25 protein-coding genes are annotated in these 26,027 nt (G+C 73.2%); 10 read left to right on the top strand and 15 right to left on the bottom strand.

The window, feature by feature from the left end:
- Positions 1–53: 53 nt before the first annotated feature.
- On the bottom strand, positions 54–527 hold the full coding sequence (soxR, locus tag ACIRF8_RS32685) for a redox-sensitive transcriptional activator SoxR (protein WP_404220829.1): 474 nt from the start codon (positions 525–527) through the stop codon (positions 54–56).
- A 94-nt stretch (positions 528–621) separates the two neighbouring features.
- Here soxR and ACIRF8_RS32690 point away from each other — a divergent pair, with 94 nt between their 5' ends.
- The gene (locus tag ACIRF8_RS32690; RefSeq protein ID WP_404220832.1) at positions 622–1,083 is read left to right on the top strand and encodes a MaoC family dehydratase; all 462 of its coding nucleotides are present in this window, start codon (positions 622–624) and stop codon (positions 1,081–1,083) included.
- Here ACIRF8_RS32690 and ACIRF8_RS32695 read toward each other — a convergent pair.
- The 5 genes from ACIRF8_RS32695 to ACIRF8_RS32715 form a co-directional block, all read right to left on the bottom strand.
- On the bottom strand, positions 1,074–1,748 hold the full coding sequence (locus ACIRF8_RS32695; RefSeq protein WP_404220835.1) for a TetR/AcrR family transcriptional regulator: 675 nt from the start codon (positions 1,746–1,748) through the stop codon (positions 1,074–1,076). The genes ACIRF8_RS32690 and ACIRF8_RS32695 overlap by 10 nt on opposite strands.
- A gap of 98 nt (positions 1,749–1,846) precedes the next feature.
- Positions 1,847–2,137 carry a YiaA/YiaB family inner membrane protein gene (locus tag ACIRF8_RS32700; RefSeq protein WP_404220838.1) on the bottom strand — a complete coding sequence of 97 codons (291 nt, stop codon included), beginning with the start codon at positions 2,135–2,137 and terminating at the stop codon, positions 1,847–1,849.
- Between the two features lie 82 nt (positions 2,138–2,219).
- Complete coding sequence (locus ACIRF8_RS32705; RefSeq protein WP_404220841.1) at positions 2,220–2,636, bottom strand: hypothetical protein; 417 nt, start codon at positions 2,634–2,636, stop codon at positions 2,220–2,222.
- A 9-nt stretch (positions 2,637–2,645) separates the two neighbouring features.
- Entirely contained in the window at positions 2,646–4,922 is a 2,277-nt protein-coding gene (locus tag ACIRF8_RS32710; protein ID WP_404220844.1) for an NB-ARC domain-containing protein, read from the bottom strand.
- A 127-nt stretch (positions 4,923–5,049) separates the two neighbouring features.
- A complete protein-coding gene (locus ACIRF8_RS32715) occupies positions 5,050–6,201 on the bottom strand; it encodes an acyl-CoA dehydrogenase family protein (RefSeq protein WP_404220846.1) in 1,152 nt (383 codons plus the stop codon).
- Positions 6,202–6,281: 80 nt separating this feature from the next.
- Here ACIRF8_RS32715 and ACIRF8_RS32720 point away from each other — a divergent pair, with 80 nt between their 5' ends.
- From ACIRF8_RS32720 to ACIRF8_RS32730, 3 genes are all read left to right on the top strand, one after another.
- The gene (locus ACIRF8_RS32720; protein ID WP_404220848.1) at positions 6,282–6,932 is read left to right on the top strand and encodes a TetR/AcrR family transcriptional regulator; all 651 of its coding nucleotides are present in this window, start codon (positions 6,282–6,284) and stop codon (positions 6,930–6,932) included.
- A 43-nt stretch (positions 6,933–6,975) separates the two neighbouring features.
- Complete coding sequence (locus ACIRF8_RS32725; protein ID WP_404220850.1) at positions 6,976–7,689, top strand: ArsR/SmtB family transcription factor; 714 nt, start codon at positions 6,976–6,978, stop codon at positions 7,687–7,689.
- Positions 7,690–7,811: 122 nt separating this feature from the next.
- A complete protein-coding gene (locus ACIRF8_RS32730; protein ID WP_404220853.1) occupies positions 7,812–8,726 on the top strand; it encodes a DMT family transporter in 915 nt (304 codons plus the stop codon).
- A gap of 40 nt (positions 8,727–8,766) precedes the next feature.
- Here the strand turns inward: ACIRF8_RS32730 and ACIRF8_RS32735 are convergent, their stop codons facing one another.
- The 6 genes from ACIRF8_RS32735 to ACIRF8_RS32760 form a co-directional block, all read right to left on the bottom strand.
- Positions 8,767–9,849 (bottom strand): Zn-dependent alcohol dehydrogenase, encoded by a 1,083-nt coding sequence (locus tag ACIRF8_RS32735; RefSeq protein ID WP_404220856.1) that lies wholly within the window; start codon positions 9,847–9,849, stop codon positions 8,767–8,769.
- Between the two features lie 16 nt (positions 9,850–9,865).
- The gene (locus ACIRF8_RS32740; protein WP_404220858.1) at positions 9,866–11,254 is read right to left on the bottom strand and encodes an aldehyde dehydrogenase family protein; all 1,389 of its coding nucleotides are present in this window, start codon (positions 11,252–11,254) and stop codon (positions 9,866–9,868) included.
- Positions 11,251–12,501, bottom strand: coding sequence for an MFS transporter (locus ACIRF8_RS32745; RefSeq protein ID WP_404220860.1), 1,251 nt, complete (start codon positions 12,499–12,501; stop codon positions 11,251–11,253). The genes ACIRF8_RS32740 and ACIRF8_RS32745 overlap by 4 nt, the downstream gene beginning before the upstream one ends.
- 4 nt (positions 12,502–12,505) lie before the next feature.
- The gene (locus tag ACIRF8_RS32750; protein WP_404220863.1) at positions 12,506–13,915 is read right to left on the bottom strand and encodes a CitMHS family transporter; all 1,410 of its coding nucleotides are present in this window, start codon (positions 13,913–13,915) and stop codon (positions 12,506–12,508) included.
- A 123-nt stretch (positions 13,916–14,038) separates the two neighbouring features.
- Positions 14,039–16,252 carry a molybdopterin oxidoreductase family protein gene (locus ACIRF8_RS32755; protein ID WP_404220865.1) on the bottom strand — a complete coding sequence of 738 codons (2,214 nt, stop codon included), beginning with the start codon at positions 16,250–16,252 and terminating at the stop codon, positions 14,039–14,041.
- 97 nt (positions 16,253–16,349) lie between these two features.
- Complete coding sequence (locus tag ACIRF8_RS32760) at positions 16,350–16,988, bottom strand: TetR family transcriptional regulator (protein WP_404220867.1); 639 nt, start codon at positions 16,986–16,988, stop codon at positions 16,350–16,352.
- A gap of 92 nt (positions 16,989–17,080) precedes the next feature.
- Between ACIRF8_RS32760 and hmgA the strand changes: the two genes are divergently transcribed.
- Genes hmgA through ACIRF8_RS32775 form a run of 3 tightly spaced genes read left to right on the top strand, consistent with a single transcriptional unit; the run spans position 17,081 to position 20,430 of the window.
- Entirely contained in the window at positions 17,081–18,394 is a 1,314-nt protein-coding gene (hmgA, locus tag ACIRF8_RS32765) for a homogentisate 1,2-dioxygenase (RefSeq protein WP_404220870.1), read from the top strand.
- Between the two features lie 49 nt (positions 18,395–18,443).
- The gene (locus ACIRF8_RS32770) at positions 18,444–19,193 is read left to right on the top strand and encodes a GntR family transcriptional regulator (RefSeq protein ID WP_404220873.1); all 750 of its coding nucleotides are present in this window, start codon (positions 18,444–18,446) and stop codon (positions 19,191–19,193) included.
- Between the two features lie 22 nt (positions 19,194–19,215).
- Entirely contained in the window at positions 19,216–20,430 is a 1,215-nt protein-coding gene (locus ACIRF8_RS32775; protein WP_404220875.1) for a type ISP restriction/modification enzyme, read from the top strand.
- A 49-nt stretch (positions 20,431–20,479) separates the two neighbouring features.
- On the opposite strand, the gene ACIRF8_RS32780 is transcribed toward ACIRF8_RS32775, so the two are convergent.
- Positions 20,480–21,190: a TetR/AcrR family transcriptional regulator gene (locus ACIRF8_RS32780; protein WP_404220878.1), complete on the bottom strand. Its 711-nt coding sequence runs from the start codon at positions 21,188–21,190 to the stop codon at positions 20,480–20,482.
- 63 nt (positions 21,191–21,253) lie between these two features.
- On the opposite strand from ACIRF8_RS32780, the gene ACIRF8_RS32785 reads away from it, so the two are divergent.
- Positions 21,254–22,225, top strand: coding sequence for an ATP-binding cassette domain-containing protein (locus ACIRF8_RS32785; RefSeq protein WP_404220880.1), 972 nt, complete (start codon positions 21,254–21,256; stop codon positions 22,223–22,225).
- Positions 22,222–23,007: an ABC transporter permease gene (locus tag ACIRF8_RS32790; protein WP_404220882.1), complete on the top strand. Its 786-nt coding sequence runs from the start codon at positions 22,222–22,224 to the stop codon at positions 23,005–23,007. Before ACIRF8_RS32785 ends, ACIRF8_RS32790 begins: the two co-directional genes overlap by 4 nt.
- Before the next feature lie 158 nt (positions 23,008–23,165).
- Here the strand turns inward: ACIRF8_RS32790 and ACIRF8_RS32795 are convergent, their stop codons facing one another.
- Both ACIRF8_RS32795 and sigK read right to left on the bottom strand, forming a co-directional pair.
- Entirely contained in the window at positions 23,166–23,435 is a 270-nt protein-coding gene (locus ACIRF8_RS32795) for a hypothetical protein (RefSeq protein ID WP_404220884.1), read from the bottom strand.
- A gap of 239 nt (positions 23,436–23,674) precedes the next feature.
- Positions 23,675–24,253, bottom strand: a complete 579-nt coding sequence (gene sigK / locus ACIRF8_RS32800) for an ECF RNA polymerase sigma factor SigK (RefSeq protein ID WP_404220886.1) — start codon at positions 24,251–24,253, stop codon at positions 23,675–23,677.
- A gap of 189 nt (positions 24,254–24,442) precedes the next feature.
- On the opposite strand from sigK, the gene ACIRF8_RS32805 reads away from it, so the two are divergent.
- A complete protein-coding gene (locus ACIRF8_RS32805) occupies positions 24,443–25,987 on the top strand; it encodes a DUF4331 domain-containing protein (protein ID WP_404220888.1) in 1,545 nt (514 codons plus the stop codon).
- Positions 25,988–26,027: the final 40 nt, after the last annotated feature.

Consider the following 26,027-nt stretch of genomic DNA (forward strand, 5'->3'; position numbering starts at 1 on the left):
CTCACAGCCGAGCTGCCGGAACGCTCCCGGGCGGGTGGCCCCGGGCCCGGCCGTCACGGTGCCGGACGGTCCCGGCGCTCCGCCATCAGACGCGAGCCGGTGAGCCGTTCACCGAAGACGTCGTCCGGGTTGGACAGGACACAGGTCTCCAGGGAGAGGCAGCCGCAGCCGATGCAGTCGGTGAGGTGGTCGCGCAGGCGGCTCAACTGCGTGATGCGCTCGTCCAGTTCGGCCCGCCATGCCTCGGAGAGGTGCGCCCAGTCCTCGCGGGTCGGGGTGCGCTCCTCGGGGAGTTCGGCGAGGGCGTCGCGGATCGTGGCGAGCGGGATGCCGACGCGCTGGGCGGCGCGGACGAAAGCGACCCGGCGCAGGGTGTCGCGGGTGTAGCGGCGCTGGTTGCCGGCGGTGCGACGGCTGGTGATGAGGCCCTTGGACTCGTAGAAGTGCAGCGCCGAGACGGCGGCGCCGCTGCGCGCCGACACCTGGCCGACGGTGAGCTCATGGACCTTCTCCGGAATCTGCGGCACCCGGCCGAGCCTAGTGCCCCGGCGGCCCGGGTTGTTAGCATGCCCAGAGTTCTGAGCAAGCGCTTAGACATGGAGCTGTGGGAGGTCACTGGACATGGCGGAGCCGCGGGTTTTCAAGGACGTCGACGCGCTGAAGGCCGCTGTCGGCGAGCAACTGGGCCACACGGACTGGGTCACGATCGAGCAGGAGCGGATCGACCGGTTCGCCGAGGCGACCGGTGACCACCAGTGGATCCACGTCGACCCGGAGCGCGCCAAGGAGGGGCCGTTCGGCACGACCATCGCCCACGGCTACCTGACGCTGTCGCTGCTGCCCCTGTTCGGGCCGCAGCTCATCGCGGTCGAGGGCGTCAAGATGGGCGTCAACTACGGGACGAACAAGGTGCGCTTCCCCGCTCCGGTCCCGGTCGGCTCGCGGCTGCGGGCGACCGCGGCCATCACGTCCGTGGAGGACGTGCCGGGCGGGGCACAGGTGTCGGTGGCGTTCACCGTGGAGCGCGAGGGCGGCGACAAGCCGGTCTGCGTCGCCGAGTCGGTGTCCCGCTACTACTTCTGAGCCTCCGCGCCCACCATCCTGAGCACGAGGTCGGCGTAGAGCGCGCCGACCTCGTCGGGGGTGCGGCGGCCCTCCGTGTTGAACCAGCGGGCCACGTCGATGCAGAGGGAGAGCACGGCGAGCGTCGTACCGGGGATGTCCTGGACGTCGAACTCCCCCGCCTTCACGCCGTCGTTGATGATCTCGCGCACGGCGGCGTCGCTGCGGCGGCGCAGGGCGACGATGGCGGGCCGGTGCTCCTCGCCGAGCGAGTCCAGTTCGTACTGGACGACCCGGGCGGTCGTGTGGTGCCCGGCGTGCCAGCGCACGAAGGAGCGGACCGCCTCCGTCAGCCGGTCGGCCGCGCTGCCCTCCCCGTCGGCCGCGCGGCGCAGGATCCGCAGCGCCTTCTCGTGGCCGATGCTGCTGATCCGCAGCAGCAGCTCTTCCTTGGTCTTGTAGTGGATGTAGAGCGCGGCCGGGCTCATGCCGGCACGGCTCGCGATGTCGCGGGTCGTGGTGGCGTGGTAACCGCGCTCGGCGAACGCCTCGACCGCGGCCACGAGCAGTCGCCGCGCGGCGTCAGGGGTGACCTCGGCCCACGGCATCTCGTCCACGGCCTGCTCCGCCTGGGCTGCCTGGTCTGGCTGCGCTGCCTGCTCAGCGACCTGCTCGTGCTGCGCCATCGCTCCGCTCACATCCTCCCGGGTACGTGCGCCCACACCATACCCTCCGGGGTGAGCGGGCGCTTAGGACAGACGGGCGGGACGGGCGGGACGGCGGCTCAGACCACCGGCTTGAACGGATCGTGCTCGGCGAGGATCTTCTCCAGGCGTGCCTGGTCCACCCGGCTCACGATCTGGCCCGCTTCCTGCCGGTCCCTGATCACCTTGGCCATGGTGAAGGCCGAGGTCGTGAGGTAGAGGACCGAGATGGCGAGGAACGCGCGGATCCAGCCGCTCGCGTCGAGGCTGTAGATGCCGATGGTGACCGCCGCGAGCGCCACCGCGAAGGAGGCGAGGGCCTGTCCGTAGAAGGCCGTGGTGTTCTGCTGCTTGACCGGTGTCTCACTCATACCGCACAGCATGGGCCGGTGTGGCCGCCGTCACCTCCGCTGCCCTACTCAGGTACGTACTCAGACGGCCGGACCGCCCGCGCTACGCGTTCCCGTCCCCGAAGCGGCGCCGGAACTCCTCCGCGAGGGTGCCGCCCGCCGCCTCGACGAGCCGTCCGACGATCGGGTGGACGACCAGGCTGGTGACCGCGCCGGCCAGGGCGGGCAGATGGCGGCCGAACCAGCGGCGTACGTACTCCATCGTGGACAGGTCGGGCTCCGGCGCCGTCGCGGACTCCTCCAGCTCGTCGAGGAGTTCACCGGCACGGTCCGGGGCGTCCGGTGGCAGGAGGGCGCGTACGCGGGCGAACTCGGCCCGCAGTGCGGCGAGTTCGGCCTCGGTGACGGGTGCGGCGGAGGACGTCTCGACGCGGGAGACGGTGTTGTCGCGGCCCACGACCACCTGGCCGGAGACATCGTGCGCGCGGACGTCGTAGCGGTCGCCTGGCGTGTGGGGCATGAGGTCTCCTCAGTCGATGACGGGTCCACCGGAGGTGGTCCCGGGCTGGGGTTCGGGTTCGGGTTCCGGACCGGGTCCGGGCGGGGCGTCGGGGCTCGTCGGCGGCACGGTCGTCGGCTCGGCGACGGCCGTGCCGGTCACGGTCAGCGTGATGTCCTGGTCGCCGTCGTCGTCGGGGATCACGACGCGTGCGCTGTAGTTGCCCGGTTTCCGGGGTGTGAAGGTCACCTCGAACGCGCACGGGCCACTGGTTCCCGACGGGGGCGGGCAGGACGTCAGGGACGTGCCCCAGTTGCCGGGGTCGTCGACCTTCAGGGCCTTCTCGTCGTCGCACGCGAGCCACGGGAAGCTCTCGCTCCCGGTCTTCTCCTCGCCGACGGTCAGCGTCCCGAAGTCGCGCGTGCCGAGCGGTACGGGCGGGCACGGGTCGTCAGGACGGCCCGGCCGCCCGACGACGGGAGGGGATGTCGACGGCTGCTCGGTGCCGGGGGCGGGGTCCGCGGGCGTCCGGCTCGGTTCCGTGCCCGAGGGGTCCGGTGTGCCCGGCGTACTCGGGCTGATCGAGGGTGAGCCGGGCGGGGTCCCGGTGACGCTCGACAACGGGCTCACCGAGGGGGTCACCGGGTCGCCGTCGCTCCCGGCCAGGGCCACGGCCCCGAAGACCCCGCTCGCCACCAGCGCCACCGCGCCGACGCCTGCCGCGACCGGATGTGTCGAGACCGTGCTCCGCAACGACCGGTGGGCCGCGCGGGCCCCGTGACCGCCCACGGGGCTGTGCCCCGGCGCACCGCTTCCCGGAGGTCCCGGCGGTCCCGGTCCGGGTGTCCCGCCTCCGTGGACGCCGCCCCCGGGCCCGCCGCCGTGCGCGGCCACCATTCCGGCGCCGCCGCCACCACCGCCCGCGCCCATGGCTGCCGCGCTCAGAGCGACCCGCCGCTTCTGCACCTCGTGGTGGAAGTACGCCTCGGACGCGCTGTCCCCGAGCGTCCGCGCCGCTGTCGTCCCGACGTCGAGGACGCGCCGCCACACGCCCCAGTGCAGCGAGAGCGCCAGCAGCGGCGCGGCGGCGCGAGCGAGGTCCCGTGCGGCCGTGTGGTCCCCGCGCCAGGCCGCCGAGGCGAGGACCCGGCCGGTCACCGCGGCGGCCTCCCCGGCCGCACGCCGGGTGGCGCGGATCCGCAGCCACTGGATGAGCGGCGGCGCGAGTTGTGCGGCGTCCCCCACGGCTCCGGTCCGGTGGGCGACGAGCGCGGCGAACCGGCCGCAGGCACGGAAGCCGTCGCCCTCGGCCTCGACCAGGCGCAGCGCCGTGAGCTCCGCCAGCACCGACGGATCGGGGCGGGCGCCGAACACGTCCAGCAGGGCGGCCGGTACGGGCAGCGGGTCGAGGACGCACAGCAGCCGCAGCAGGCCGGCCGCCGTCTGGGAGAGGCGGGCCGCGACGCCGACGGCGAGGGCCGTCTCGTCGATCCGGAAGGCACCGGGCGGCGGCCACGGAGGCTGGGCTCCGGCGGGGCCCCGGCTCGCCGCGTTCATCGCCGCGGCCGTCTGCACCAGGGTCTGCGGGTGCCCCTGGACGGTGCTGATCAGCCGCCGGGCGGCGTCCGCCTCGTACCCGTACGGTGTGCGCCCCAACTCCTGGGCGAGGAGGGCGAAGGCGTCGTTCTCGGGCAGTCCTTCGAGGCGCATGGGGCGGCTGTGGAAGCCCGCGACCCACTCCTGGGAGGCGGTGAGCAGATCGCACCCCCGCGCCATGTCCAGGAGCAGGGCCATGTCCTCGGCGGTGGCGTCGAGAGCGTCGACGACGAGCAGGATCCGCAGGGAGCCGAGCAGGCGGCGCAGCGTGGCCGGTTCGGGCTTGTAGCGGTCGGGGTCCCGGCCGCTCTCCGTCTCGTAGCAGCATTGGAACAGCTCCTGGAGGAGGTCCTCCAGCGGCATGCCGGTCGCGACGAGGTGGACGACGGGATGGCCGCGAGCGGCCTGGTCGGTGGCGAACCGGCGCAGCAGCGCGCTCTTGCCGATGCCCGGCGGTCCGAAGACCTGCACCGGCCTGCCGCCGGACAGCCAGGTGCCGATCGCCGCGAGTTCGTCGGTCCTGCCGACGAGGGGGGCCCGTCGGTCCGGCGCGGGGCCGAGGGGGCGCGGGCGCGGGCGGACCCGCGGCGGTCCCTCGGCGCGGTACGAGACCTGTGCGCCGTACTGGGCGTTGATGACGACGTTGTGTTCCCCGACGACGACCTGCCCGCCCACGTCCCCGTGCAGATCGATCCTGCCCCTGTCGCTCATGGGCTCGCCTTTCCCCCGTCAGCCCATGACAGCGGTCTACGCCGAACGGGCTGTGCGCACAAGGGAATGGCGACCCGTGCGAGTAATTGGCGCTTTTTGCTCAGGAGCTGTTCGGGGGGTGGCGCTTTCAGAACGCGGAGACTCCGGTCAGGGCGCGGCCGATGATGAGCTTCTGGATCTGGCTCGTACCCTCGTACAGGGTCATGACGCGGGCGTCGCGGAGCAGCTTGCCGACCGGGTACTCGTCGATGTAGCCGTAGCCGCCGAAGACCTGGAGGGCGTTGTTGGCGGCGCGGACGGCGGCCTCGGACGCGAAGAGCTTGGCCTGCGAGGCGGCGGTCGCGAAGGACTCGCCGCGGTCGATGAGGTCGGCGACGCGCCAGGTCAGCAGCCGGGCCGCGGCCACGTCCACCGCGATGTCGCTGATCAGTTCCTGGACGAGCTGGTACGAGGCGATCGGCTTGCCGAACTGCTCGCGCTCGCCCGCGTAGCCGACCGCGGCGTCCAGCGCCGCCTGGGCGATGCCGACGCAGCCCGCGGCCACCGACATCCGGCCCTTGGCGAGGGCGGACATGGCGATGGAGAAGCCCTTGCCCTCGGGGCCGAGCATCGCGGAGGCGGGGACGCGCACGTCCTCCAGGACCAGTTCGGCGGTGGCCTGGCCGCGCAGGCCGAGCTTGCCGTGGACGGTGCGGCGGGTCAGGCCCGGGGTGTCGGTGGGGACCAGGAAGGCGGTGACGCCCTTGTGTCCGGGCGCGTCGGTGGAGCGGGCGAAGAGCAGGACGACGTCGGCCCAGGTGCCGTTGGTGATGAACATCTTCGAGCCGTTGATCACGTAGTCGTCGCCGTCGCGCACGGCCCGCGTCGTCAGGTTGCCCGCGTCGGAGCCGGTGCCGGGCTCGGTGAGGCCGAAGCAGCCGAGCGCCTCGCCCGCCGTGAGCCGGGGCAGCCAGTGCCGCTTCTGCTCCTCGGTGCCGTAGCTCTGGATCGTCTTGGTGACCAGGCCGAGGGAGACCGAGACGATGCCGCGCACGGAGGAGTCGCCGCGCCCCAGCTCCTCGGTGACCAGGCAGTACGCCAGGTGGTCGCCGCCCGAGCCGCCGTACTCCTCGTCGATGGTCAGCCCGAGGAAACCGACCTCGCCGAGCTTCTTCACGATGGCGCGGTCGACCTCCTCGGCGCGGTCCCACGCCACCACGTGCGGCGCGATCTCGCGGTCCACGAAGTCCTTGGCCAGCCGCCGGACGGCCGCCTGCTCCTCGCTCAGCTCCAGATTCACGGACGACTCCCAGGCACGTGCGGCAGATGCTCGTAAATTAGCACTGCTAGTTTTTGGCTGACAGCCCTACTATGTGCCGCATGGCCCGACCGCGCAAGCCCCTCCTGAGCACCGACCGCATCGTCGACGCGGCCCGCGCCCTCGTCGACGCCGAGGGGCTCGCGGCCGTCTCGACCCGGCGGCTCGCGGCCGAACTCGGGGTGAGCGGACCGTCCCTGTACAACCACTTCCGTACGAAGGACCAGATCCTGGAGGCGGTCGCCGACTCGGTGAGCGCGCAGGTCGATCTGTCGATGTTCGACGCCGACGACCCGCGCGGCTGGCGGACCGCGCTGCACGACTGGGCCGTCTCCTACCGGGCCGCCCTGCGCGAGCACCCCAACATCGTGCCCGTCCTCGCCCAGGGCCCGGGCCGGCGCCCCGCCGGGCTGCGGCTCGCGGACGCCGTGTTCGGGTCGATGGTCGACGCCGGATGGCCGCCCGCGCAGGCCACGTCCATCGGCGCGCTCATGCGGTACTTCGTGATGGGCTCGGCGCTCGGCTCGTTCGCCGGCGGGTTCGTCGACGACGAGACCGCGTACGACCCGGCCGACTACCCGCACCTCGGCCAGGCGCACCTGCTCGCCGAGCGGCAGGACATCGTGGACGAGCGGGCGTTCGAGACGGGTCTGGCGGCGCTGCTCGACGGACTCGGCGTCCAGTACGAGCAGCTCGTGGCGAGCGCGCACTGACCGTTCGGCCCGCGCCGAAGCGTGCGCCCCGCATCCTTGAGCCATGGCTGCTTCCAGACAACCGGGCGCCCCGCGGCTCGCCGCGCTCGCCTCGCTGTTCGCCGACGAGACCCGCGCCGCGTGCCTGCTGGCACTGCTCGACGGGAGGGCGTGGACCGCGGGCGAACTCGCGCGGCACGCGGGCGTCGCCGCGTCCACCGCGAGCGAGCACCTCGGCAAGCTCGTCGCGGGCGGGCTCCTCGCGGAGGAACGCCAGGGCAGGCACCGCTACCTGCGTCTCGCCGACGCGCGCGTGGCGCAGCTCGTGGAGGGGCTCGCCGCGTACGCCGTGCCCGGTGGCGGCGAGCGGCCCCGCACGCTGCGGGCGTCGTCGGCGCGGGAGGCGATGGCGCGCGGGCGCACCTGCTATGACCATCTGGCCGGGCGGCTCGGGATCGCCGTGACCGACGGGATGGTGGAGCGGGGGCTGCTGCGCGTGGACGCGGGGTTCTCGCTGACCGACGCGGGGCTCGGCTGGTTCCGCGGCCTCGGGCTCGGCGCCGCGCTCGGTCCGGGCGGGCGGCGGCCTCTCGCGCGGGGGTGCCTGGACTGGACGGAGCGGCGTCTGCATCTGGCCGGGGTGGCGGGGGCGGCGTTGTGCCGCCACGCGTTCGACTCCGGCTGGGTGGAGCGGGTCGGCTCCGAGCGGGCGGTCCGGGTGACCGCGGCCGGAGCCGCCGTGCTCTCGGCCGAGCTGGGAGTACCCGAGGCTCTGTGACCCGGTCCGGCGCGAGGGGCTTCTCGCGCAGTTCCCTGTGCCCCTGAGACGCGCACCGCATGCGCCCTTCATCCACCGCCGGCCATCGGCCATCGGCCATCGACCCACCAGGAGACCCCGCCATGACCACCTCCCGCACCGGAGCACTCGCCGCATGCGTCACCGTCGTCCTGTGGGCCTCCGCCTTCGTGGGCATCCGCAGCGCGGGGGCCCACTACTCCCCCGGCGCCCTCGCCCTCGGCCGGCTGCTCGCCGGGGCCCTCGTGCTCGGCGTCATCTGGGCCGTGCGGCGCGAAGGGCTGCCGCCCCGGGAGGCGTGGCGCGGCATCGTCGTGTCGGGGGTGCTCTGGTTCGGGGTGTACATGGTCGCCCTCAACTGGGGCGAGCAGCAGGTCGACGCGGGGACGGCCGCGCTGGTCGTCAACATCGGCCCGATCCTGGTCGCGCTGCTCTCCGCCCGGTTCCTCGGCGATCCGCTGCCGCCGCGGCTGCTCGCCGGGATGGCGGTGTCCTTCGCGGGCGCGGTCGCCGTCGGGTTCTCCATGGCCGGTGAGGGCGACGCGTCGGTCGTGGGCGTGGTGCTGTGCGTCGTCGCCGCGGTCGGGTACGCCTGCGGGGTCGTGGCGCAGAAGCCGGCGCTGGCGCGGGCCAGTGCGTTGCAGGTGACGACCTTCGGGTGTCTGATCGGGGCGGTGGCGTGCCTGCCGTTCGCCGGGCAGTTGGTGCACGACGCGGCCCGCGCGCCCGCCTCGGCGACGCTCAACGTGCTCTATCTGGGCGTGTTCCCGACCGCGCTCGCCTTCACCACCTGGGCGTACGCGCTGGCCCGCACGTCCGCGAGCCGCATGGGCGCAACGACGTACGCCGTGCCCGCCCTGGTCGTCCTGATGTCCTGGCTCCTCCTCGACGAGGTGCCGGGGCTCGTCACGCTCGGCGGGGGCGCGCTGTGCCTGGCCGGGGTGGCGGTGGCCCGTTCGCGGCGCCGCCTCGCCGTGGAGTCCGCCCCGGCGCCCGCCTCCGCCGGGAAGCGGCGGTGAGGGCGTCGGGGCGGTGAGCGGTGCGGCGGGCGGGGCGGTGTCAGAACATGACCAGGGCCCGGCCGCCCTTGCCTGCCACCATGTTGTCGAACGCCGCCGGGATGTCGTCCAGGGTGATGTGTTCCGTCACGAGCGCGCTCAGGTCCAGGCGGCCCGCGCGGATGTGGTCGGCGAGGACCGGGAGGTCCCTGGCCGGGTCGGAGTTGCCGTAGACGCAGCCCGCGAGGGTGCGGCCCCAGTGGAAGATCTCCAGGGCGTTGAAGGTGACCTGCTGGTCCTTGCCGCCGATGCCGACGACCGTGGTCCGCCCGCCGCGGCGGGTCGACTCCCAGGCGGTGCGGATCGTCACGGCGCGGCCGACGCACTCGACGGCCACGTCCACGCCCTGCTTGCCGGTGAGCGCGCGGATCTCGCGGGCGGTGGTCTCGGAGGCGACCACGTAGTCCGTGGCGCCCGCCCCGCGGGCCAGCTCCTCCTTGGCCGGGGAGACGTCGACCGCGATGATCTTCGAGGCGCCCGCGATGCGCGCGGCCTGGAGGGTGGCGAGGCCGACGCCGCCGACACCGAACACCGCGACGGTCTCGCCCTCGCGGACCCGCGCGGAGTGGTGGACCGCGCCGTATCCGGTGAGCACGGCGCAGCCGAGGAGCGCCGCGTCCGCGAGGGGGACACCGGCCGGGGCGGGCAGGACGCAGTTGGCGGCGACGACGGTCTCCTCGGCGAACGCGGCGACGTTCAGGCCGGGGTGCAGGTCGGAGCCGTCGCAGGAGCGGTGCGCGTACACGTCGGCCGCGCCGGCCAGCGCGTCGACGCACAGCCATACCTCGCCGAGCGAGCACGGGTGGCATTTCCCGCACGACGGTGCCCAGTTGAGGACCACCTCGTCGCCGGGCGCGACCTGTGCGACGCCCTCGCCGACGGAGACGACGGTGCCCGCGCCCTCGTGGCCGAGGACGGCGGGGACGGGCAGGCGCATCGTGCCGTTGGTCAGGGACAGGTCGGAGTGGCAGACCCCGGCGGCGGCGAGCTTGATACGGACCTGGCCGGGCCCCGGCTCGGGCAGGTCGATGTCGGCGATCTCCAGCGGGGAGCCGACGGCGGGCAGTACTGCGGCGCGGACCATGAAGGGATCAACTTCCTCAGAACTGGAGGGACTTGGTCTGGAGGTACTCGGACAGGCCGTGCGAGCCCAGCTCGCGGCCGACGCCCGACTGCTTGTAGCCGCCGAACGGGGCGAGCGGGTTGAAACGGCCGCCGTTGATGTCGACCTGCCCGGTCTCCATGCGGCGCGCGAAGGCGACGGCCTCCGCCTCGTCACCGGCCCAGACGGCGCCCGCGAGCCCGTACACGGTGCCGTTGGCGATCCGGACGGCGTCGTCCTCGTCCTCGTAGCGGATGAGGGAGAGGACCGGGCCGAAGATCTCCTCCTGGGCGACGGTCATGTCGGGCGTGACGTCGGCGAAGACGGTGGGCTGCACGAAGTAGCCCTGCTCGCGCGGCGACTCGGGGCCGCCCGCCACGATCCGGGCCCCCTCGGCGACGCCCTTCTCGATGTAGCCGCGCACGCGTTCCTGCTGCTTGGCGTTGACGAGCGGGCCGATGCGGTCGCCGTACTTGGCGGCGGCGGTCGCGGCGAGCTCGACCGCCTCGTCGTACTGCGAGGTGTGGACGAGCATGCGGGTCCAGGCGCTGCACGTCTGGCCGGAGTTGCCCATCACGTTGGCGACGCCGACGTTGACGGCCTTGCCGAGGTCGGCGGAGGGCAGGATGACGTTGGCCGACTTGCCGCCCAGTTCGAGGGCGACGCGCTTGACGGCCGCGCCCGCCGTCGCGCCGATCCGCCGGCCGACGGCGGTGGACCCGGTGAAGGAGATCAGGTCGACGTCGGCGTGCTCGGCGAGGGCCTGGCCCGCGACCGCGCCGACCCCGGTGACCAGGTTGAAGACGCCCGCGGGCAGGCCCGCCTCGTGGACCGCCTCGGCGAAGAGCTGGGCGGTCAGCGGCGTGTCCTCGGCGGGCTTGAGGACGACGGTGCAGCCCGCGGCGAGCGCCGGGGCGACCTTGGCGACGATCTGGTGGAGCGGGTAGTTCCAGGGCGTGATGGCGCCGACGACGCCGACCGGCTCGGAGTAGACGGTGGAGTTGCCGACCTTCTCCTCGAACGGGTAGGTCGCGGCGAGTTCGGCGTACGAACCCGCGACGAGGACCGGTACGCCCGCGTGCACCGTCTGCGAGAACTTCAGCGGGGCGCCCAGCTCCGCGGTGACCGTCTCGGCGATCTCGTCCTTGCGGGCGGCGAGGACGTCGCGGAGCGCGGCGATCCGCGCGGCGCGCTCGGCGGGCGGCGTCGCGGCCCAGCCGGGGAAGGCGGCCCGGGCGGCGCGCACGGCGGTGTCGACGTCCTCGGCGGTGCCCGCGGGGACATGGCCGATGACCTGCTCGTCGACCGGGTTGACGACGGCGATGGTGCCGCCGCCCGCGGCCGGGCGCCAGGCCCCGTCGATGTACATCCCGTCGTGGGCCTTCATGGGCTCTCCTTCTGGTGCGGGCTCGGCGTCTCGTGGTGCGCGCGCGTCGTCACCCCCAAACTAGCGCTGATAGTTTTCCGGCGCCAGAGACGTCGGTCACCTGTCGCCCCGAGCCCCGCCGCGATCAGCAGCAGCCCGCCGAGCATCACGAACGGCGCGGCCGTGCCCACCAGACCCGCGACGAGTCCCGCCGACGCCGGGGCCGCGACCTGGCCGAGCCGGTTGCCGGTCAGCCGCAGGGCGAGCGCGGTGGAGCGGGCGCCCGGGGGCGCGGCCCGGACCACCGTGGTCATGGACAGCGGCTGCCCGACGCCGAGGCAGAAGCCGAGCAGCACCAGCATCAGGCCGAGCGCCCAGACCGGGACCGGGAGGGCGATGCCCGCGCAGAGCACGGCGGCCAGCAGGCAGGTGGTGGTGATGAGGGCGGCGCGGCCGAGCCAGTCGATGAGCGGGGTCATGACGAGCCGGCAGGCGATCGTCGCCCCGGCGCGCAGGCTCAGCAGGACCCCGATGACGGAGGGGGCGATGCCGCGGTCCTCGCCGACCACCGGGAGGTACGCGGTGAGGATGTCGGTCGCCGAGAGCACGGCGAGGCTGATGTAGATGCCGCCGGGGACGCCGCGGGTGCCCAGGATGCGGTGCACGGGGACGCGCGTGTCACCCTTCGCGGGGCCGGTGTCCGCGGCCGTGGGACGGGCCTCGATGCGCCAGAGCGACGTGAACGCCACCACGCAGCCGCCCGCCGCGACCAGCAGCGCGAGGGCGCTCGTGCCCGCCCTGTCCGGGCCGCCGATCAGGGCGCCGGCCGCGACGGGTCCGATGAGCTGGCCGAGGGAGGCGCCGATGGTGAAGTGGCCGAAGTCGCGGTCCTGTTGGTCGGGGGCGGACCGGCGGGCCACGATCGACTGGGCGCCGATGACGAAGCAGAGGTGGCCGAGGCCCATCACCCCGCTCCACGCGGCCATCGCCACGAGGGAGTGCGCGAGGCCGCTGAGCGCGCAGCCGCCGGAGATCAGTACGACGCCGGCCCACAGCAGCGGGGCGCAGCGGCCGTGGTCGGTGCGCCGGCCGAGCGGGACCGCGGCGAACAGCGGGAGGAGGGCGTAGACACCGGCGATGACACCCACCGCGCGTTCGTCGGCACCGAGCGCGAGGGCCCGGTAGGAGACGGCGGGCCGCGCCATCGACACCGCCGCCTGCGCGAAGCCGAAGGCGATGACGAGGCGCAGCAGCCAGGCCCGGTTCACCGGGTCACACGATCCCGAACAGCAGGCCCGCGCCGAGGACCACCAGGGCGGTCAGCGCGGCCCATTTCACGGTGAACCTGGTGTGGTCGCCGAACTCGACCTTGGCCATGCCGACGAGGACGTACACGGCGGGCACCAGAGGGCTCGACATGTGCAGCGGCTGGCCGACGAGGGAGGCCCGGGCGATCTCCAGGGTGGAGACACCGTGCGCGTTCCCGGCCTCGGCGAGGACCGGCACGATGCCGAAGTAGAAGCCGTCGTTCGACATGAAGTACGTGAAGGGGATGGAGAGCACGCCGGTGACCAGGGCCATGTGCGGGCCCATCCAGTCGGGGATGCCGCTGACGACCCACTTCGCCATGTGGTCGACCATGCCGGTGCCCTGGAGGACGCCGGTGAAGACGGCGGCGGCGAAGACCATCCCGGAGACGTTGAGGACGTTCTCGGCGTGGGCGCCGATGCGGGCCTTCTGGTCCTGCATGTGCGGGAAGTTGACGGACAGGGCGAGGGCGGCGCCGAGCATGAAGAGGACCGGGATCGGCAGCAGCTCCATGATCATGGCGGTGAGCAGGGCGACCGTGAGGAGCGCGTTGAACCAGTACAGCCTGGGGCGCAGGGTGGCGCGGTGCGGGTCGAGCCCGGCCAGGGTCTCCCCGTCCTCGTTCTCGTACGAGGGCGCGGCGTCGCCACCGGTGCCGCCGCCGGCGACCGGGGTGCCCGCGCCGCCGCCCGACCCGACCAGGACCTTCTCGTCGGCGGTCTCGGTGACGGTCTCCTCGACCACGGCGTCCAGGGAGAGGTGGCCGAGCCGCTTGCGCTCGCGGCGTCCGAGGACGTAGGCGAGGACGAGGACGGCGACCATGCCGACGGCGAGGGCCGGGATCATCGGTACGAAGATGTCGCCGGCGTCGACCTTGAGTGCCGTGGCGGCGCGGGCCGTCGGGCCGCCCCAGGGCAGGGTGTTCATGACGCCGTTGGCGGTCGCCGCGACTCCGGTCATCACGACGAGGCTCATCTTCAGACGCTTGTACAGCGGGTACATCGCCGAGACGGTGATCATGAAGGTGGTGGAGCCGTCGCCGTCCAGGGAGACGATCGCGGCGAGCACGGCGGTGCCGACGACGATGCGGACCGGGTCGGCCTTGGCGAAGCGCAGGATGGCCCGCACGACCGGGTCGAAGAGGCCGACGTCGATCATCACGCCGAAGTAGACGATCGCGAACATCAGCATCGCCGCGGTCGGCGCCAGGTCGCCGATGCCCGCGATGACGTAGTCACCGAGGTGCGCGCCCTTGCCCACCAGGACGCAGAAGAGCGCCGGGATGAGCACGAGCGCCGCGATCGGCGACACCTTCTTCATCATGATCAGCACCAGGAAGGTGGCGATCATGACGAATCCGAGGATGGTCAGCATGGAGTGGGTCCCTACGTTCGCCGTTGAACTCCCGCCCGGGGATGGCGGTCAGCGCGACGTTAGGGGCGTTCCGATCGTGTTAACAAGATGTTGACGCGCGAGCAATAAGCGCAAAACTACTGGTCACGACGGTGACTGCGGCTCCGCGTCCACCTCGACGGGGACGGCGTTGAGGACGGCGGTGCCGGAGAGCGGGTCGAGGAGGCTGCCGTCGAGCAGTTGGTTGACGTTCACCCCGGGGTCCTGGGCGGCGACACCGAGCCGGGTCCCGGGGCGGTCGTGGCCCCAGCCGTGCGGCAGGCTGACGACGCCGGGCCGCACCGCGTCCGTCACCTCCACGGGCGCCACGACCGCGCCGCCCGCCGCCGTGACGCGCGCGGGCAGGCCGTCGCGCAGCCCGAGCCGGGCCGCGTCGTCGGGGTGGACGTGCAGGGTGCAGCGGTTGGAGCCGCCGACGAGGGCGGGGATGTTGTGCATCCAACTGTTGTTGGAGCGCAGATGGCGCCGTCCGACCAGGACGAGCCCGTCCTCCTTGTCGCCGAGGGCCCGGCGCAGCCTGGGCAGGTCGTCGGCGAGGGGCTGCGGCAGGAGTTCGATCCGGCCGGTGCGGGTCTTCAGGAGGCCGGGCAGTCGCGGCTCCAGCGGGCCCAGGTCGATGCCGTGCGGGTGGGCGAGCAGATCGTCGAGGGTGAGGTCGTAGGGGCCGAGGCGCAGCATCATGTCGAGGCGCCGCTCGACTCCGGTGCGGCCGGTGAGGTCGCGGGCGAGCTGCTCGGGGTCGGCGCCGAAGCAGGGCGAGTGCGGGGTGGCGACGGCCTTGGCGAGGGTGGTGCGGATGGCCGTCTCGTCCACGGTCTCCGCGGACGCGCCGTGGTGTCCGCCCGCCGCGAGGACGAGCCGGGCGTGGAGGGTGCACTCGTCGGGCTGTCCGTCGTCGAGGGGGACGGCGGGCCGGGTGTAGCGGGCCTGGTTGCGCACGGCGAAGGTGTTGAACGCGAAGTCGTAGTGGCCGCTGCGGGACGGCGGGGGCGGCGGCAGCACGACGTGCGCGTGCCGGGACGTCTCGTTCAGGTAGGGGTCGACGCTGACCATGAAGTCGAGCGATTCCAGCGCCTTGTCGAGCCGGTTGCCGTCGGGGGCGGAGAGGACCGGGTTGGCGGCGATCGCGATGACCGCCCGGACCGCGCCCTCGCCGGGGGTGTCGATCTCCTCGGCGAGCGCGGCGAGCGGCAGCTCCCCCTTGGCCTCGGGGTGGCCGGAGACGCGGCTGGTCCAGCGGCCGAGGGCGAAGCCCTTGCCCGGTCCTGCGGGGCGGGGCGCCGGTGCGGTGGCGGAGAGGGGGAACAGGGCGCCGCCGGGCTTGTCGAGGTTGCCGGTGAGGATGTTCAGGACGTCGACGAGCCAGCTCGCCTCGGTGCCGAAGGCCACGGTGGTGGAGCCGACGCGTCCGTAGACGGCGGCGGTGGGCGCCGCGGCGAGTGCGCGGGCGAGGCCGCGGATGTCGTCGGCGGGTATGTCGCAGCGCCCGGCGACGGCCTCGGGCGTGAAGTCCCGCATGGCGGCGGCCAGTTCGTCGAGGCCGTGCAGGTGCTCGGCGAGGTGCGGTCCCACGTCGACGAGTTTCTCCTCGAAGAGGACGTGCGCGAGGGCGGCGAGCAGCAGGGCGTCCGTGCCGGGCCGGATCGCGAGGTGCCGGTCGGCCGCCTTGGCGGTGCGGGTGCGGCGCGGGTCGATGACGGTGAGGGTGCCGCCGCGGGCGCGCAGCGCCTTCAGCTTGCCGGGGAAGTCCGGCGCGGTGCACAGACTCCCGTTGGACTCCAGGGGGTTGGCGCCGAGGAGCAGGAGGTGGTCGGTGCGGTCGAGGTCGGGCACGGGGATGGCGTTGGCGTCGCCGAACAGCAGTCCGCTGGAGACGTGCTTGGGCATCTGGTCGACGGTGGAGGCGGTGAAGAGGTTGCGGGTGCGCAGGGTGGCGAGGAGGAGCGGCGGGTAGAGGGCGCCGGCCATGGTGTGCACGTTCGGGTTGCCGAGGACGACGCCGACGGAGTTCGGCCCGTATGTCTCGATGACCGGTCGCAGTCCGGCGGCCACGGCGTCGAACGCCTCGTCCCAGCCGGTCTCCTGGAGCCGTCCGTCCTTGCGCACGAGGGGCCGGGTGAGCCGGTCGGGGTCGGCGTCGACGGCGCCGAAGGAGGCGCCCTTGGGGCAGATGAAGCCCTTGCTGAACACGTCCTCCCGGTCGCCTCGGGCGCCGGTGACGCGGCTCCCCTCGATGGTGAGGCTGAGCCCGCAGGTCGCTTCGCAGAGCGGGCAGATACGCAGGGCGGTGCGGGGCATGGTCGTCTCCCGGGACGGTGGCGTGGCGCGCAGGCGAGTTGAGCATACCGAGCGGTATGGAGCGGGGGGAGGTGGTCGGCCGAAGAGATCGGCACGCTCACGGCGCCGACACCTGGGTCCGCTCCGGTCGGTCCAGCACCCGCGCCAGATAGGCCCGCAGCAACTGCCTCGTCTCCTCGATGATGTGCTCGTCACCCGCCGGATCGATCCGGAACGCCAGGCGGACCAGGGCGTCGGCGGACTCCACGGCGACGAGGAAGGTGCGGCGCAGGGCGGCGTCGGGGGTGCGGCCGAGATGGGGCGCGAGGAGGTCGGTGAGCGTGTCGGCGACGCGGTGGTTGGGGTCGGCGCCGGGGTCGCCGACGGGGACCTGCGTCCCGAAGTCGACGAGGTGGAAGCCGGGCGCGGTGCGCTTCATGACGAGGTATTCGTCGAGGACGGCGTCCATGGCGCCGCGCCAGTCGTCCGCCGCCGTGCCTCCTAGCCGCTCGGCGACGCGTTCGGCGTAGCGCTCCAGGTTGCGCTGGGCCAGGGCGTCGACCATGGCGCGCTTGTTGCCGAAGAAGCGGTAGACGGAGCCGATGGGCACGTCGGCGCGGACCGCGACGGCCCGGGTGCTCAGTTCGTCGTAGCCCTCCTCGTCGAGGAGCCGCGCGCAGGCGTCGAGGATCCGGGTCAGCCGCTCGGCACTGCGCCGCTGCACGGGCGCGCGGCGCAAGGACGGTGGGTGGTCCATGACGGCCAGCCTAGGGGGGAGGGGCGCCCTCTTGCGCGGGCCGGTACCGAATCCTACGGTTGTGCATAGGAATCAGGGACGAGGGAGCGAAGATGAGCGGGGACGTCCGCAAGGCGGCCGAGGGTCTGGCCTATCTGTCCGGTTTCGGGAACGAACACAGTTCGCAGGCGGTTCCCGGCGCCCTGCCCGAGGGCCGCAACTCTCCGCAGCGCGCCCCTCTCGGCCTCTACGCCGAGCAACTCAGCGGTACGGCCTTCACCGAGCCCCGCGCGCACAACCGGCGTTCGTGGCTGTACCGGATCCGTCCGTCCGCCGCGCACCCGGAGTTCACCCGCGTGGAGAACGGGGCGGTGCGCACCGCCCCCTTCACGGAGACCGCCACCGACCCCAACCGCCGCCGCTGGGACCCGCTGCCCGCGCCCGCGCCCGGCACGGACTGGCTGTCGGGCCTGTGGACCCTCGGGGGCAACGGCGACGCGGCGCAGCGCACCGGCATGGCCGTGCACCTGTACCACGCCGACTCCCCCATGAAGGACCGGGTGTTCAGCGACGCCGACGGGGAACTGCTGATCGTGCCCGAGCGCGGCGGGCTGCTGCTGCGCACCGAGTTCGGCCTGCTCGCCGCGGACCCCGGCGAGGTCGCGCTGATCCCGCGCGGGGTGCGCTTTCGCGTGGAACTCCTCGACGAGAGCGCCCGCGGCTACGTCTGCGAGAACTACGGCGCCCCGTTCCGCCTCCCCGACCTCGGCCCGATCGGCGCCAACGGCCTGGCGAACGCGCGGGACTTCAGGGCCCCCGTCGCCGCGTACGAGGACACCGAGGGGGCCGTGGAGGTCGTCAACAAGTTCTGCGGCAACCTCTGGACGGCCACGTACGACCACTCCCCCCTCGATGTCGTCGCCTGGCACGGCAACCACGTCCCGTACGTGTACGACCTGCACCGCTTCAACGTCATCGGCACGATCTCGTACGACCACCCGGACCCGTCGATCTTCACGGTGCTCACCTCGCCGTCGGACACCCCGGGCCTCGCGGGCGTGGACTTCGTGGTGTTCGCGCCGCGCTGGCTGGTGGGCGAGGACACGTTCCGGCCGCCGTACTTCCACCGGAACGTGATGAGCGAGTACATGGGGCTCATCGACGGCGCGTACGACGCCAAGGCCGAGGGGTTCGTGCCCGGCGGGGGTTCGCTGCACAACATGATGTCGGCGCACGGTCCCGACCGGGAGACGTTCGAGCGGGCGAGCGCCGCCGAGCTGAGGCCGCAGAAGGTGGACGACGGACTCGCATTCATGTTCGAGACGCGGTGGCCGATCACGGCGACCGCGCAGGCCGTCGGCGCGGAGCATCTGCAACGCTCCTACGACGACGTGTGGCGCGGACTCGAACGGCACTACGGGCGGTGAGGGCGGGGGCCGCATTGCGTCGCGGGCCCACGACCGATACGGATAGGCCGTGACCTCCTTCGCCCCGGACTCGATCGTCCTGAACCGCAAACTGCCGCTCTGGTATCAGGTGTCGCAGTCCCTGCGCGCCTCCATACTCGGCCGGTCGCCGCGGGATCCGCTGCGGCTGCCCACCGAGGAACAGCTCGCGGGGCATTACGGGGTCTCCGTCCTCACCATGCGGCAGGCCCTCAAGGAGCTGGAGGACGAGGGGCTGATCACCCGGCACCGGCGCCGCGGCACGTTCATCGAGCCGTCGGCGCGCCAGGGGGCGCCGGTCCGCCTCCTGGGCTCCGTCGACGCCATCGTGGCCCAGCAGTCCGGGATGACGACCGAGCTGCTCGGCCATGGCACGGCGCCGGTCCCGGTCGCGTACGCCGAGCTGTTCCCGGGGACGGGGTCGGTGGCGACGTACCACCGGCTGCGCAGCGACGACAAGACGGGCGAGCCGACGAACCACGCCCGCAACTACCTCAGACCGGAGCTGGCCGGGCAGGTCGACGTGGCGGATCTGGCGCGCTGGCCGATGACGAAGGTGCTGCGGGACGTGGTCGGCGTGCGGATCAGCCGGATCACCGACTCCGTGGAGGCGCGGCTCGCGGACCCGGAGACGGCCCGCCTGCTCCAGGTCCCGCTGCTCAGCCCGATCCTGCACTACACGGGCATCACCTACGACGAGGAGGGGCAGGTGCTCGACGTGGCGGTGATCCACTATCGCGGCGACCGCTTCTCCTTCACGGTGACGCTGGACGCCCACTGACGGGCCGCGGAGGCGACGTACCATGCCGGGCGTGACGAACGACGGGCCGCTCACCGACGCCATGCCGCTCTCGGACCTCATGCCGTGGTCCGTGGCGCCCCTGCGCCTGGGCCGCGGCTGGCCGCTCGCGCCGGACGCCGCGTCCCTCAAGGCCCGCTGGAAGGCGTTCGTCACGTCCCCCTCGGAGCGGCGCGAGGCGCTGCTCCAGCCGTCGCGGGCCAGGACACTGCGGGCCGGCGCCGCCCAACTGCCGGGCCGGCGCGCGGGGACCGAGCCGCTGGCGCGGGCGAAGGGGCCGTGCCCGGAGCCCGTGCGGGTGCTGCACGGGCCGTTCGACGAGCAGTGGCTCATTCCCGACCAGCGGCTGATCGACGCGGCCAGGCCCGAACTGTGGCGGGTCGCGGACGAGCACCAGCTCTTCCTCGTGGAACAGGGGTACGTCCCCGGCGCGGGCGGCCCCGCGGTGCTGGCCTGCGCCGTCCTGCCGGAGGGCCGCTCCCCCGCCGGGCGGCCGGGCCGGATCCGCCCGCTGTACCGGCGCCCGGGCGGCGCCGAACCCAACGTCGCCCCCGGCCTCCTGACCTATCTGTCGGACAGGTACGGCGTGCCGGTGCGGCCCGAGGATCTGCTGGCCTGGGTGCTGGCGAGCGCCACCCGGGACGCCGAGGAGTGCCGGGTGCCGCTGCCGGTGGACCCGCAGGTGTGGGCGCGCGGGGTCGAACTCGGCCGCCGTGTCCTGTGGTTGCACCGGCGCGGGGCGGGCGCGGACCGCCCGCGGCTGCCCGGCGGGCGCCGCCCCTACGTCCGCGCCCCGCTGCCGGCCCGCCCCGCCGAACTGCTCCACGACCGCGAGGAGGAGGCGCTGCTCGTCGGCGACGGCCGGATCGCGCCGGTCCCGGCCGCGGCCTGGGACTTCCACGTCAGCGGGGTCCGCGTCCTGGAGCAGTGGTTCGCGCGCCGCACGGCACCGGCCGAGCCGGGCACGCTGGCGGCCGTGCGCCCGGCGACCTGGCCGCAGCCCTGGACGTCGGAGCTGCTCGAACTCGTCACGGTCCTGACCCTGCTGGCCGAACTGACGCCCCTCCAGAGCGAGTTGCGGAGTACGCTCGGCGACCTCATCGGCCCGTACGAGCTGCGGCGCGCACAGGTGCTGCCGGTCCCGGCGACCGCGCGCCGCCCGGCGACCGTCCTCGACCAGCCCGAGGAGGGGCCCGGCGGCCAGTTCGCCATCCTCTGACGGCCCCTCCCAGCCAATTCCTCGTCGCCCCCTACCGGCGGGCGGGCCCTCAGCCCGTCACGAAACCCTCCACGGTCCGGCGCAGCGCCCGCTCGAACACCGCCTCCAGATCGATCGGCCCCGAGTCCTCGGCGAACGCCGCGGCGAGGCGCGGGTAGCGGCCGGAGGCCACCTGTCCGCCCAGGTAGGCGATGCGGACCGCCTGTTCCTGTTCGGCGCTCCACGGCAGTGACCGGGTCCGCTCCCCGGTGGCGATCTCGTTGGCGACGTAGGTGGTGACCACGCCCGTCACGGCGGCGATCAGCTCCATCTTCGTGCCGTACGCGAGCTCCAGCGGGTCCAGGCAGCGCAGGCAGTACTCCAGGTACGTGAGCGCGTTCGGGCTGAAGCCGTAGACCGGCGACATCAGCCGTGGCAGCCAGGGGTGCCGGTGCATCAGGGCCCGGGTCTGCCGGGCCAGGGAGAGGACGTCCGCACGCCAGTCGCCGGTCGGCTCCGGGTAGGCGTACTCGGCGCTGACGGCGTCGACCATCAGCTCGTACAGGTCCTCCTTGCGCGGCACGTAGTTGTAGAGCGACATCGTGCCCATGCCCAGCTCGGCGGCGATCTTGCGCATGGTCACCGCGTCGACGCCCTCCGCGTCGGCCACCCGCACGGCCACCGCCGCGATGTCGGCCCTGCTGTGCGCGGGCCGTGGGCCGCGTCCGGCGCGCTCGGGGCGCGCCCAGATCACTTCGGGTACGGCCGGTCGGACCGCCATGGATCATCACCTCGCCCACCATCGTAGTTACGTACGGCGTACGTAGTGCGCTATGGTGCGGCCATGACTTCTACGTACGCTGTACTTAGTGAAGGTCTGGAGAAGCGCTTCGGTTCGGGCCCGAAGGCCGTGCACGCGCTGCGGGGCCTCGACCTCGCCGTACGCGAGGGGACGGTCTGCGGACTGCTCGGGCCGAACGGCGCCGGGAAGACGACCGCGGTCCGGCTGCTCACCACCCTGCTGCGCCCGGACGGCGGCACGGCGCGGGTCGCCGGGCACGACATCACGCGCGCCCCGGCCGCCGTCCGCGGCAGCATCGGCGTCACCGGGCAGTACGCGTCGGTCGACGGGGAGCTGACCGGGCGGGAGAACCTGCGCCTGTTCGCCCGGTTGCTGCGCGCGCCCCGGGCGCGGGCCGACGAGCTGATCGAGCGGTTCGCGCTCACCGAGGTCGCGGACCGCCTCGCGCGCACCTACTCCGGCGGCCTGCGCCGCCGCCTCGATCTCGCGTCGAGCCTGATCACCCGGCCCGCCGTCCTCTTCCTCGACGAGCCGACGACCGGCCTCGACCCGCACAGCAGGAACGCGATCTGGGACGCGGTCCGCGAGCTGGCCCGCGCGGGCACGACCGTCCTGCTGACCACGCAGTACCTGGAGGAGGCCGACCGGCTCGCCGACGAGATCGTGCTGATCGACGAGGGCCGCGCCGCCCACTCGGGCACACCCGCCGCGCTCAAGGCGCGGATAGGCCACTACGCGGAGATCGTCGTCCCGGACGACGCGGGCGAGCAGGCGCTGCACGCCGCCGCCGTGGTCCTGGACCAGCTCACCGGCGCGCGCCCCCGGTTGGACCCGGAGCGGCGCACGGTCGGCGCGGTCGTCCTCGACCCGGCCGTCACGCTCCCCCGCGTCGTACGCGAACTCGACGCGTCCGGCGTCCCGCTGATGGACGCCACCTTGCGCCCGCCGACGCTGGACGAGGTGTTCCTGCGTCTCACCCGCACCCACCACCAGACCCCGGAGGTCGCCGCATGAGTACCGCGATCCTGTACGACGGCACGGCGATGCTGGGCCGCCATCTCCAGCGCGTGCGGCACGCCCCCGCCATCACGCTCATGACGCAGACCATGCCCATCGTGTTCCTGCTGTTCTTCGGGTACGTCTTCGGCAGCGCCCTGGCCATGCCGGGCACCGACTACCGCTCCTACCTGGTGCCGGGCATGCTGGCGGCGACGGCGGCCAACGGGATCATGACGGGGATGTTCACGTCGGCGCAGGACGCGCACCGCGGTGTCATGGACCGGTTCCGCACGCTGCCGATGAGCCGGGCCGCCGTGCCGCTCGGGCAGGCCGCCGCCGATCTGCTGACGACCGCGGTCGGTCTGGTGCCGCTGGTCCTTGTGGGGCTCGCGATGGGGTGGCGGATCGAGGGCGGGGTGCCGGGCGCGCTGGGCGCGTTCGGACTGCTGCTGCTGTTCCGGTTCGCCACGACCTGGGTGGGCATCCTGCTCGGCCTCGCGTCGCAGAGCGAGGAGGCGGCGGGGCAGTTGGGCGGCGCCACGTTCATGCTGCCGCTGCTGTCCAACGCGTACATCCCGACCGACGGCATGCCCGCCTGGGTGCGCACGCTCGCCGAGTGGAACCCGATCAGCGCGGTGTGCACGGCCGTCCGTGACCTCTTCGGCAACGCGCCGGTGCCGGACGGCGCCTCCTGGCCGGTGGCGCACCCGGTGGCCGGATCACTGGCCTGGTGCGCGGCCCTGCTCCTGCTGTGCGTGCCGCTCGCGGTGCGCCGCTGCACACGCGGCGGCCGGTGACCCGGACGTCACGCGGGCATGGGAGAGGCCCGCATCCGACCCCCGCGCCGGGGCGTCCGCCGCATGCCGTGGGGATGACGGTCGCGTAAGTGCGCGGCGACGCCGGACGGCGCGGGGTCGGATGCGGGCCTCGTGAGCCCTGCTGGACGGGCGGCCTGTCAGTGGCCGCCGAACAGCGTGCGGCGCAGTCGCCGCAGTGGTGCGAAGAGCGAGACCCGCCGCACCCGCGCGGCACTGTCGCCGCGCTCGTGCGCGGTGTCACGCGCGGTCAGCTCACGCATCAGCGACGTCGCTTCCAGCACCTCACGCTGCGGGACGGCGGGACCGCCCAGCACTGAGAGATGGCGGTCGAGACGCGTACTGGTCGCGCTGCTTCCGCACGTGATCGCAGGCACACGCGGCCTGCTGCGCACTGTTATCTGTTCCATGTCACTCCCCACCCGTACGAGGGCACCCGGCCCGGGCAGGTTAACCCTATCGCCCCATCGGGACACTCGTGTATCCCGGTCGCACGATTCACCTGTCTCGTAGGCAGGTTGACGCCCCTTTGCCGACTACTCTCCGAATACGAGTTATTTCAGGGCGAGTTGGACAAGCAGGGCACTTGGCGAGCTTTCTGAGCCTCCGTCCGGACCGGTGGTGACAGCCGGTGAAGGCGCGGCCGACGTCAAGCCGGTGGCCGATATCGGCGTGTCGGGGCCCCGTCCAGGCAGGCGCGCAGCCGCAGCAGCCCGTCGCGCATCCGGGTCTTGACGGTGCCGAGCGGCACGGACAGGCGGCGGGCGACCTCGCGGTAGGTGTGTCCTTCGTAATAGGCGAGGGTGACGGCCTGGAGCTGGAGGGCGGTGAGGCCGCCCAGGCAGCGCCGCACCGACTCGCGTTCCAGACCGCTCTCGACCTCCTCGGCGACCTGGTCGAAGGCGGGGGTGGCCGCGCGCCGGGCGGCGCGCCGCTCGCGCTCCCCCGCCGCGCGCACGCTGCGGACCCGGTCGACGGCCCTGCGATGGGCGAGGGTGAGGACCCAGGAGAGGGCGCCGCCGCGGGCCGGGTCGTAGCGGGCGGCGGTGCGCCACATTTCCAGGAGCACCTCCTGCGCCACCTCCTCGGCTTGCGCGGAGTCCCGCAGCACCCGCCTCGCGAGCCCGTACACGGGGCCCGCCACCTGCTCGTACAGCTCCTCGAAGGCCCGCTGGTCGCCGCGGGCCACGCGGGTGAGCAGTTCCTCGGCGCCGTCCACCGCGTCCATGGGGGTCCCCCGTCACTCCCGTGCGCGCACCCAGTGTGCCGCCGCGGGTGGTTCGCAGACAGGGGCGCGGCCGGATGGGGCCCCGCCCGGATCCCGTACCAATCCGCCGTGCCCCCGGCCCCGAATGGGCGTCGAAGGCTCGCGCGGTGCGGGCACCGGAGACACACCACAGACAGGGATTCGGACGCGATGACAGCAACTGCCAGGAACCGCCGGGGAGTTCGCTCCCTGGCCGCGCTCGTGACCGGCGCGCTGGCCGCCGGGGGGCTCGCAGCCGCCGGTGCGACCGCGCTTCAACCCGGGGAGGCCCACGCCTCCAGCCACCGGGAGGCCCCGCTCATCTCGGGGGACCCGCTCCACGACAACACGGACGTGTACGCGTTCGTCAGCCCCGACAAGCCGGACACGACGACGCTCGTCGCCGACTGGCTGCCCTTCGAGGAACCGGCGGGCGGGCCGAACTTCTATCCGTTCGCCGAGGAGTCCCAGCACGACATCCACATCGACAGCGACGGCGACGGGCAGGGCGACCTGCTGTACCGCTGGACGTTCGACACACGGACCAAGAACGGCAACACCTTCCTCTACAACACCGGGCCGGTCACCGGCCTCGACGACCCGGACCTCAATGTCACCCAGACCTATGACATCGACCTGCTCACCCTGAAGGACCAGAAGGTGGTCTCCACCTCGAAGGTCGCCGACGACGTGCCGGTCGCGCCGTCGAACGTCGGCAAGGCGTCGATGCCGGACTACAAGACCCTGCGCGACCAGGCGGTCCGGAAGGTGAAGGGCGGCGGCACCGCGTTCGCGGGCCAGGCGGACGACCCGTTCTTCCTGGACCTGCGCGTCTTCGACCTGCTGTACGGCGGTGACCTGTCCGAGGTCGGCCGGGACACGCTCGCCGGGTACAACGTCAACACCATCGCCCTCCAGGTCCCGACCAAGACCATCCGGCAGTCGGCGCAGCAGCCGGTCGTCGGCGTCTGGTCGACGACGCAGCGCAAGAACGCCGAGGGCGGCTGGACCCAGGTGTCGCGCCTCGGCTCGCCCCTGGTCAACGAGGTCGTGGTGGCGCAGAAGGACAAGGACAGGTTCAACGCCTCGCACCCGTGGAACGACGCGGACTTCCTGCCGTACGTCACCAAGCCCGAACTGCCGAAACTCCTGGAGGCCGTCTACAAGCTGAAGGCCCCCACCGAGCCGCGCGACGACCTCGTGTCGGTCTTCCTGACCGGCGTGAAGGGGCTGAACCAGCCGCCGAACGTGCGCCCCGCCGAAATGCTGCGCCTCAACACGGGGATCAAGCCGACGAGTTCGCCGAAACGGCTCGGCGTCCTCGACGGGGACAACGCCGGGTTCCCCAACGGCCGCCGGCTCACCGACGACGTCGTCGACATCGAACTGCAAGCCGTCGAGGGCGAACTGCTCGGCAACGAGAACGACCTGGGCGACGCGGTGAACACCAACGACCGCAAGTTCGGCGCCGCCTTCCCGTACGTGGCACTGCCCGCATCCGGGTCGCGCGGACCGCTGGCCGCGAAGCGGGGCGGCGACGACGCCGATCGCAGCGCCCTCGAAGGCGGCGCGGTGAACACCGGGGCGTCGACCGGATCGTCGGGCGACAGCGACACCGTCCTCGTCGCCTCCGCGGCGGCCGGGGCGGCGGGCGCGCTGCTCGTCGGGCTCGGGCTCGTGTGGTGGCGGACCCGGGGGCGGCGCGGCAGCGCCTGACGTCGGCCCCTCCTGAACGGCGCGGCCCGTGTGAGCCCCC

Source organism: Streptomyces sp. NPDC102406 (genome assembly GCF_044765725.1).
Classification (GTDB): domain Bacteria; phylum Actinomycetota; class Actinomycetes; order Streptomycetales; family Streptomycetaceae; genus Streptomyces.

Coding starts and splice junctions, on each gene's coding strand:
- ACIRF8_RS32690 (WP_404220832.1), top strand. CDS start 622: ATGGCGGAGCCGCGGGTTTTCAAGGACGTCGACGCGCTGAAGGCCGCT.
- ACIRF8_RS32695 (WP_404220835.1), bottom strand. CDS start 1,748: ATGGCGCAGCACGAGCAGGTCGCTGAGCAGGCAGCGCAGCCAGACCAG.
- ACIRF8_RS32700 (WP_404220838.1), bottom strand. CDS start 2,137: ATGAGTGAGACACCGGTCAAGCAGCAGAACACCACGGCCTTCTACGGA.
- ACIRF8_RS32705 (WP_404220841.1), bottom strand. CDS start 2,636: ATGCCCCACACGCCAGGCGACCGCTACGACGTCCGCGCGCACGATGTC.
- ACIRF8_RS32710 (WP_404220844.1), bottom strand. CDS start 4,922: ATGAGCGACAGGGGCAGGATCGATCTGCACGGGGACGTGGGCGGGCAG.
- ACIRF8_RS32720 (WP_404220848.1), top strand. CDS start 6,282: ATGGCCCGACCGCGCAAGCCCCTCCTGAGCACCGACCGCATCGTCGAC.
- ACIRF8_RS32725 (WP_404220850.1), top strand. CDS start 6,976: ATGGCTGCTTCCAGACAACCGGGCGCCCCGCGGCTCGCCGCGCTCGCC.
- ACIRF8_RS32730 (WP_404220853.1), top strand. CDS start 7,812: ATGACCACCTCCCGCACCGGAGCACTCGCCGCATGCGTCACCGTCGTC.
- ACIRF8_RS32735 (WP_404220856.1), bottom strand. CDS start 9,849: ATGGTCCGCGCCGCAGTACTGCCCGCCGTCGGCTCCCCGCTGGAGATC.
- ACIRF8_RS32740 (WP_404220858.1), bottom strand. CDS start 11,254: ATGAAGGCCCACGACGGGATGTACATCGACGGGGCCTGGCGCCCGGCC.
- ACIRF8_RS32750 (WP_404220863.1), bottom strand. CDS start 13,915: ATGCTGACCATCCTCGGATTCGTCATGATCGCCACCTTCCTGGTGCTG.
- ACIRF8_RS32755 (WP_404220865.1), bottom strand. CDS start 16,252: ATGCCCCGCACCGCCCTGCGTATCTGCCCGCTCTGCGAAGCGACCTGC.
- ACIRF8_RS32760 (WP_404220867.1), bottom strand. CDS start 16,988: ATGGACCACCCACCGTCCTTGCGCCGCGCGCCCGTGCAGCGGCGCAGT.
- hmgA (WP_404220870.1), top strand. CDS start 17,081: ATGAGCGGGGACGTCCGCAAGGCGGCCGAGGGTCTGGCCTATCTGTCC.
- ACIRF8_RS32775 (WP_404220875.1), top strand. CDS start 19,216: ATGCCGGGCGTGACGAACGACGGGCCGCTCACCGACGCCATGCCGCTC.
- ACIRF8_RS32780 (WP_404220878.1), bottom strand. CDS start 21,190: ATGGCGGTCCGACCGGCCGTACCCGAAGTGATCTGGGCGCGCCCCGAG.
- ACIRF8_RS32785 (WP_404220880.1), top strand. CDS start 21,254: ATGACTTCTACGTACGCTGTACTTAGTGAAGGTCTGGAGAAGCGCTTC.
- ACIRF8_RS32790 (WP_404220882.1), top strand. CDS start 22,222: ATGAGTACCGCGATCCTGTACGACGGCACGGCGATGCTGGGCCGCCAT.
- ACIRF8_RS32795 (WP_404220884.1), bottom strand. CDS start 23,435: ATGGAACAGATAACAGTGCGCAGCAGGCCGCGTGTGCCTGCGATCACG.
- sigK (WP_404220886.1), bottom strand. CDS start 24,253: ATGGACGCGGTGGACGGCGCCGAGGAACTGCTCACCCGCGTGGCCCGC.
- ACIRF8_RS32805 (WP_404220888.1), top strand. CDS start 24,443: ATGACAGCAACTGCCAGGAACCGCCGGGGAGTTCGCTCCCTGGCCGCG.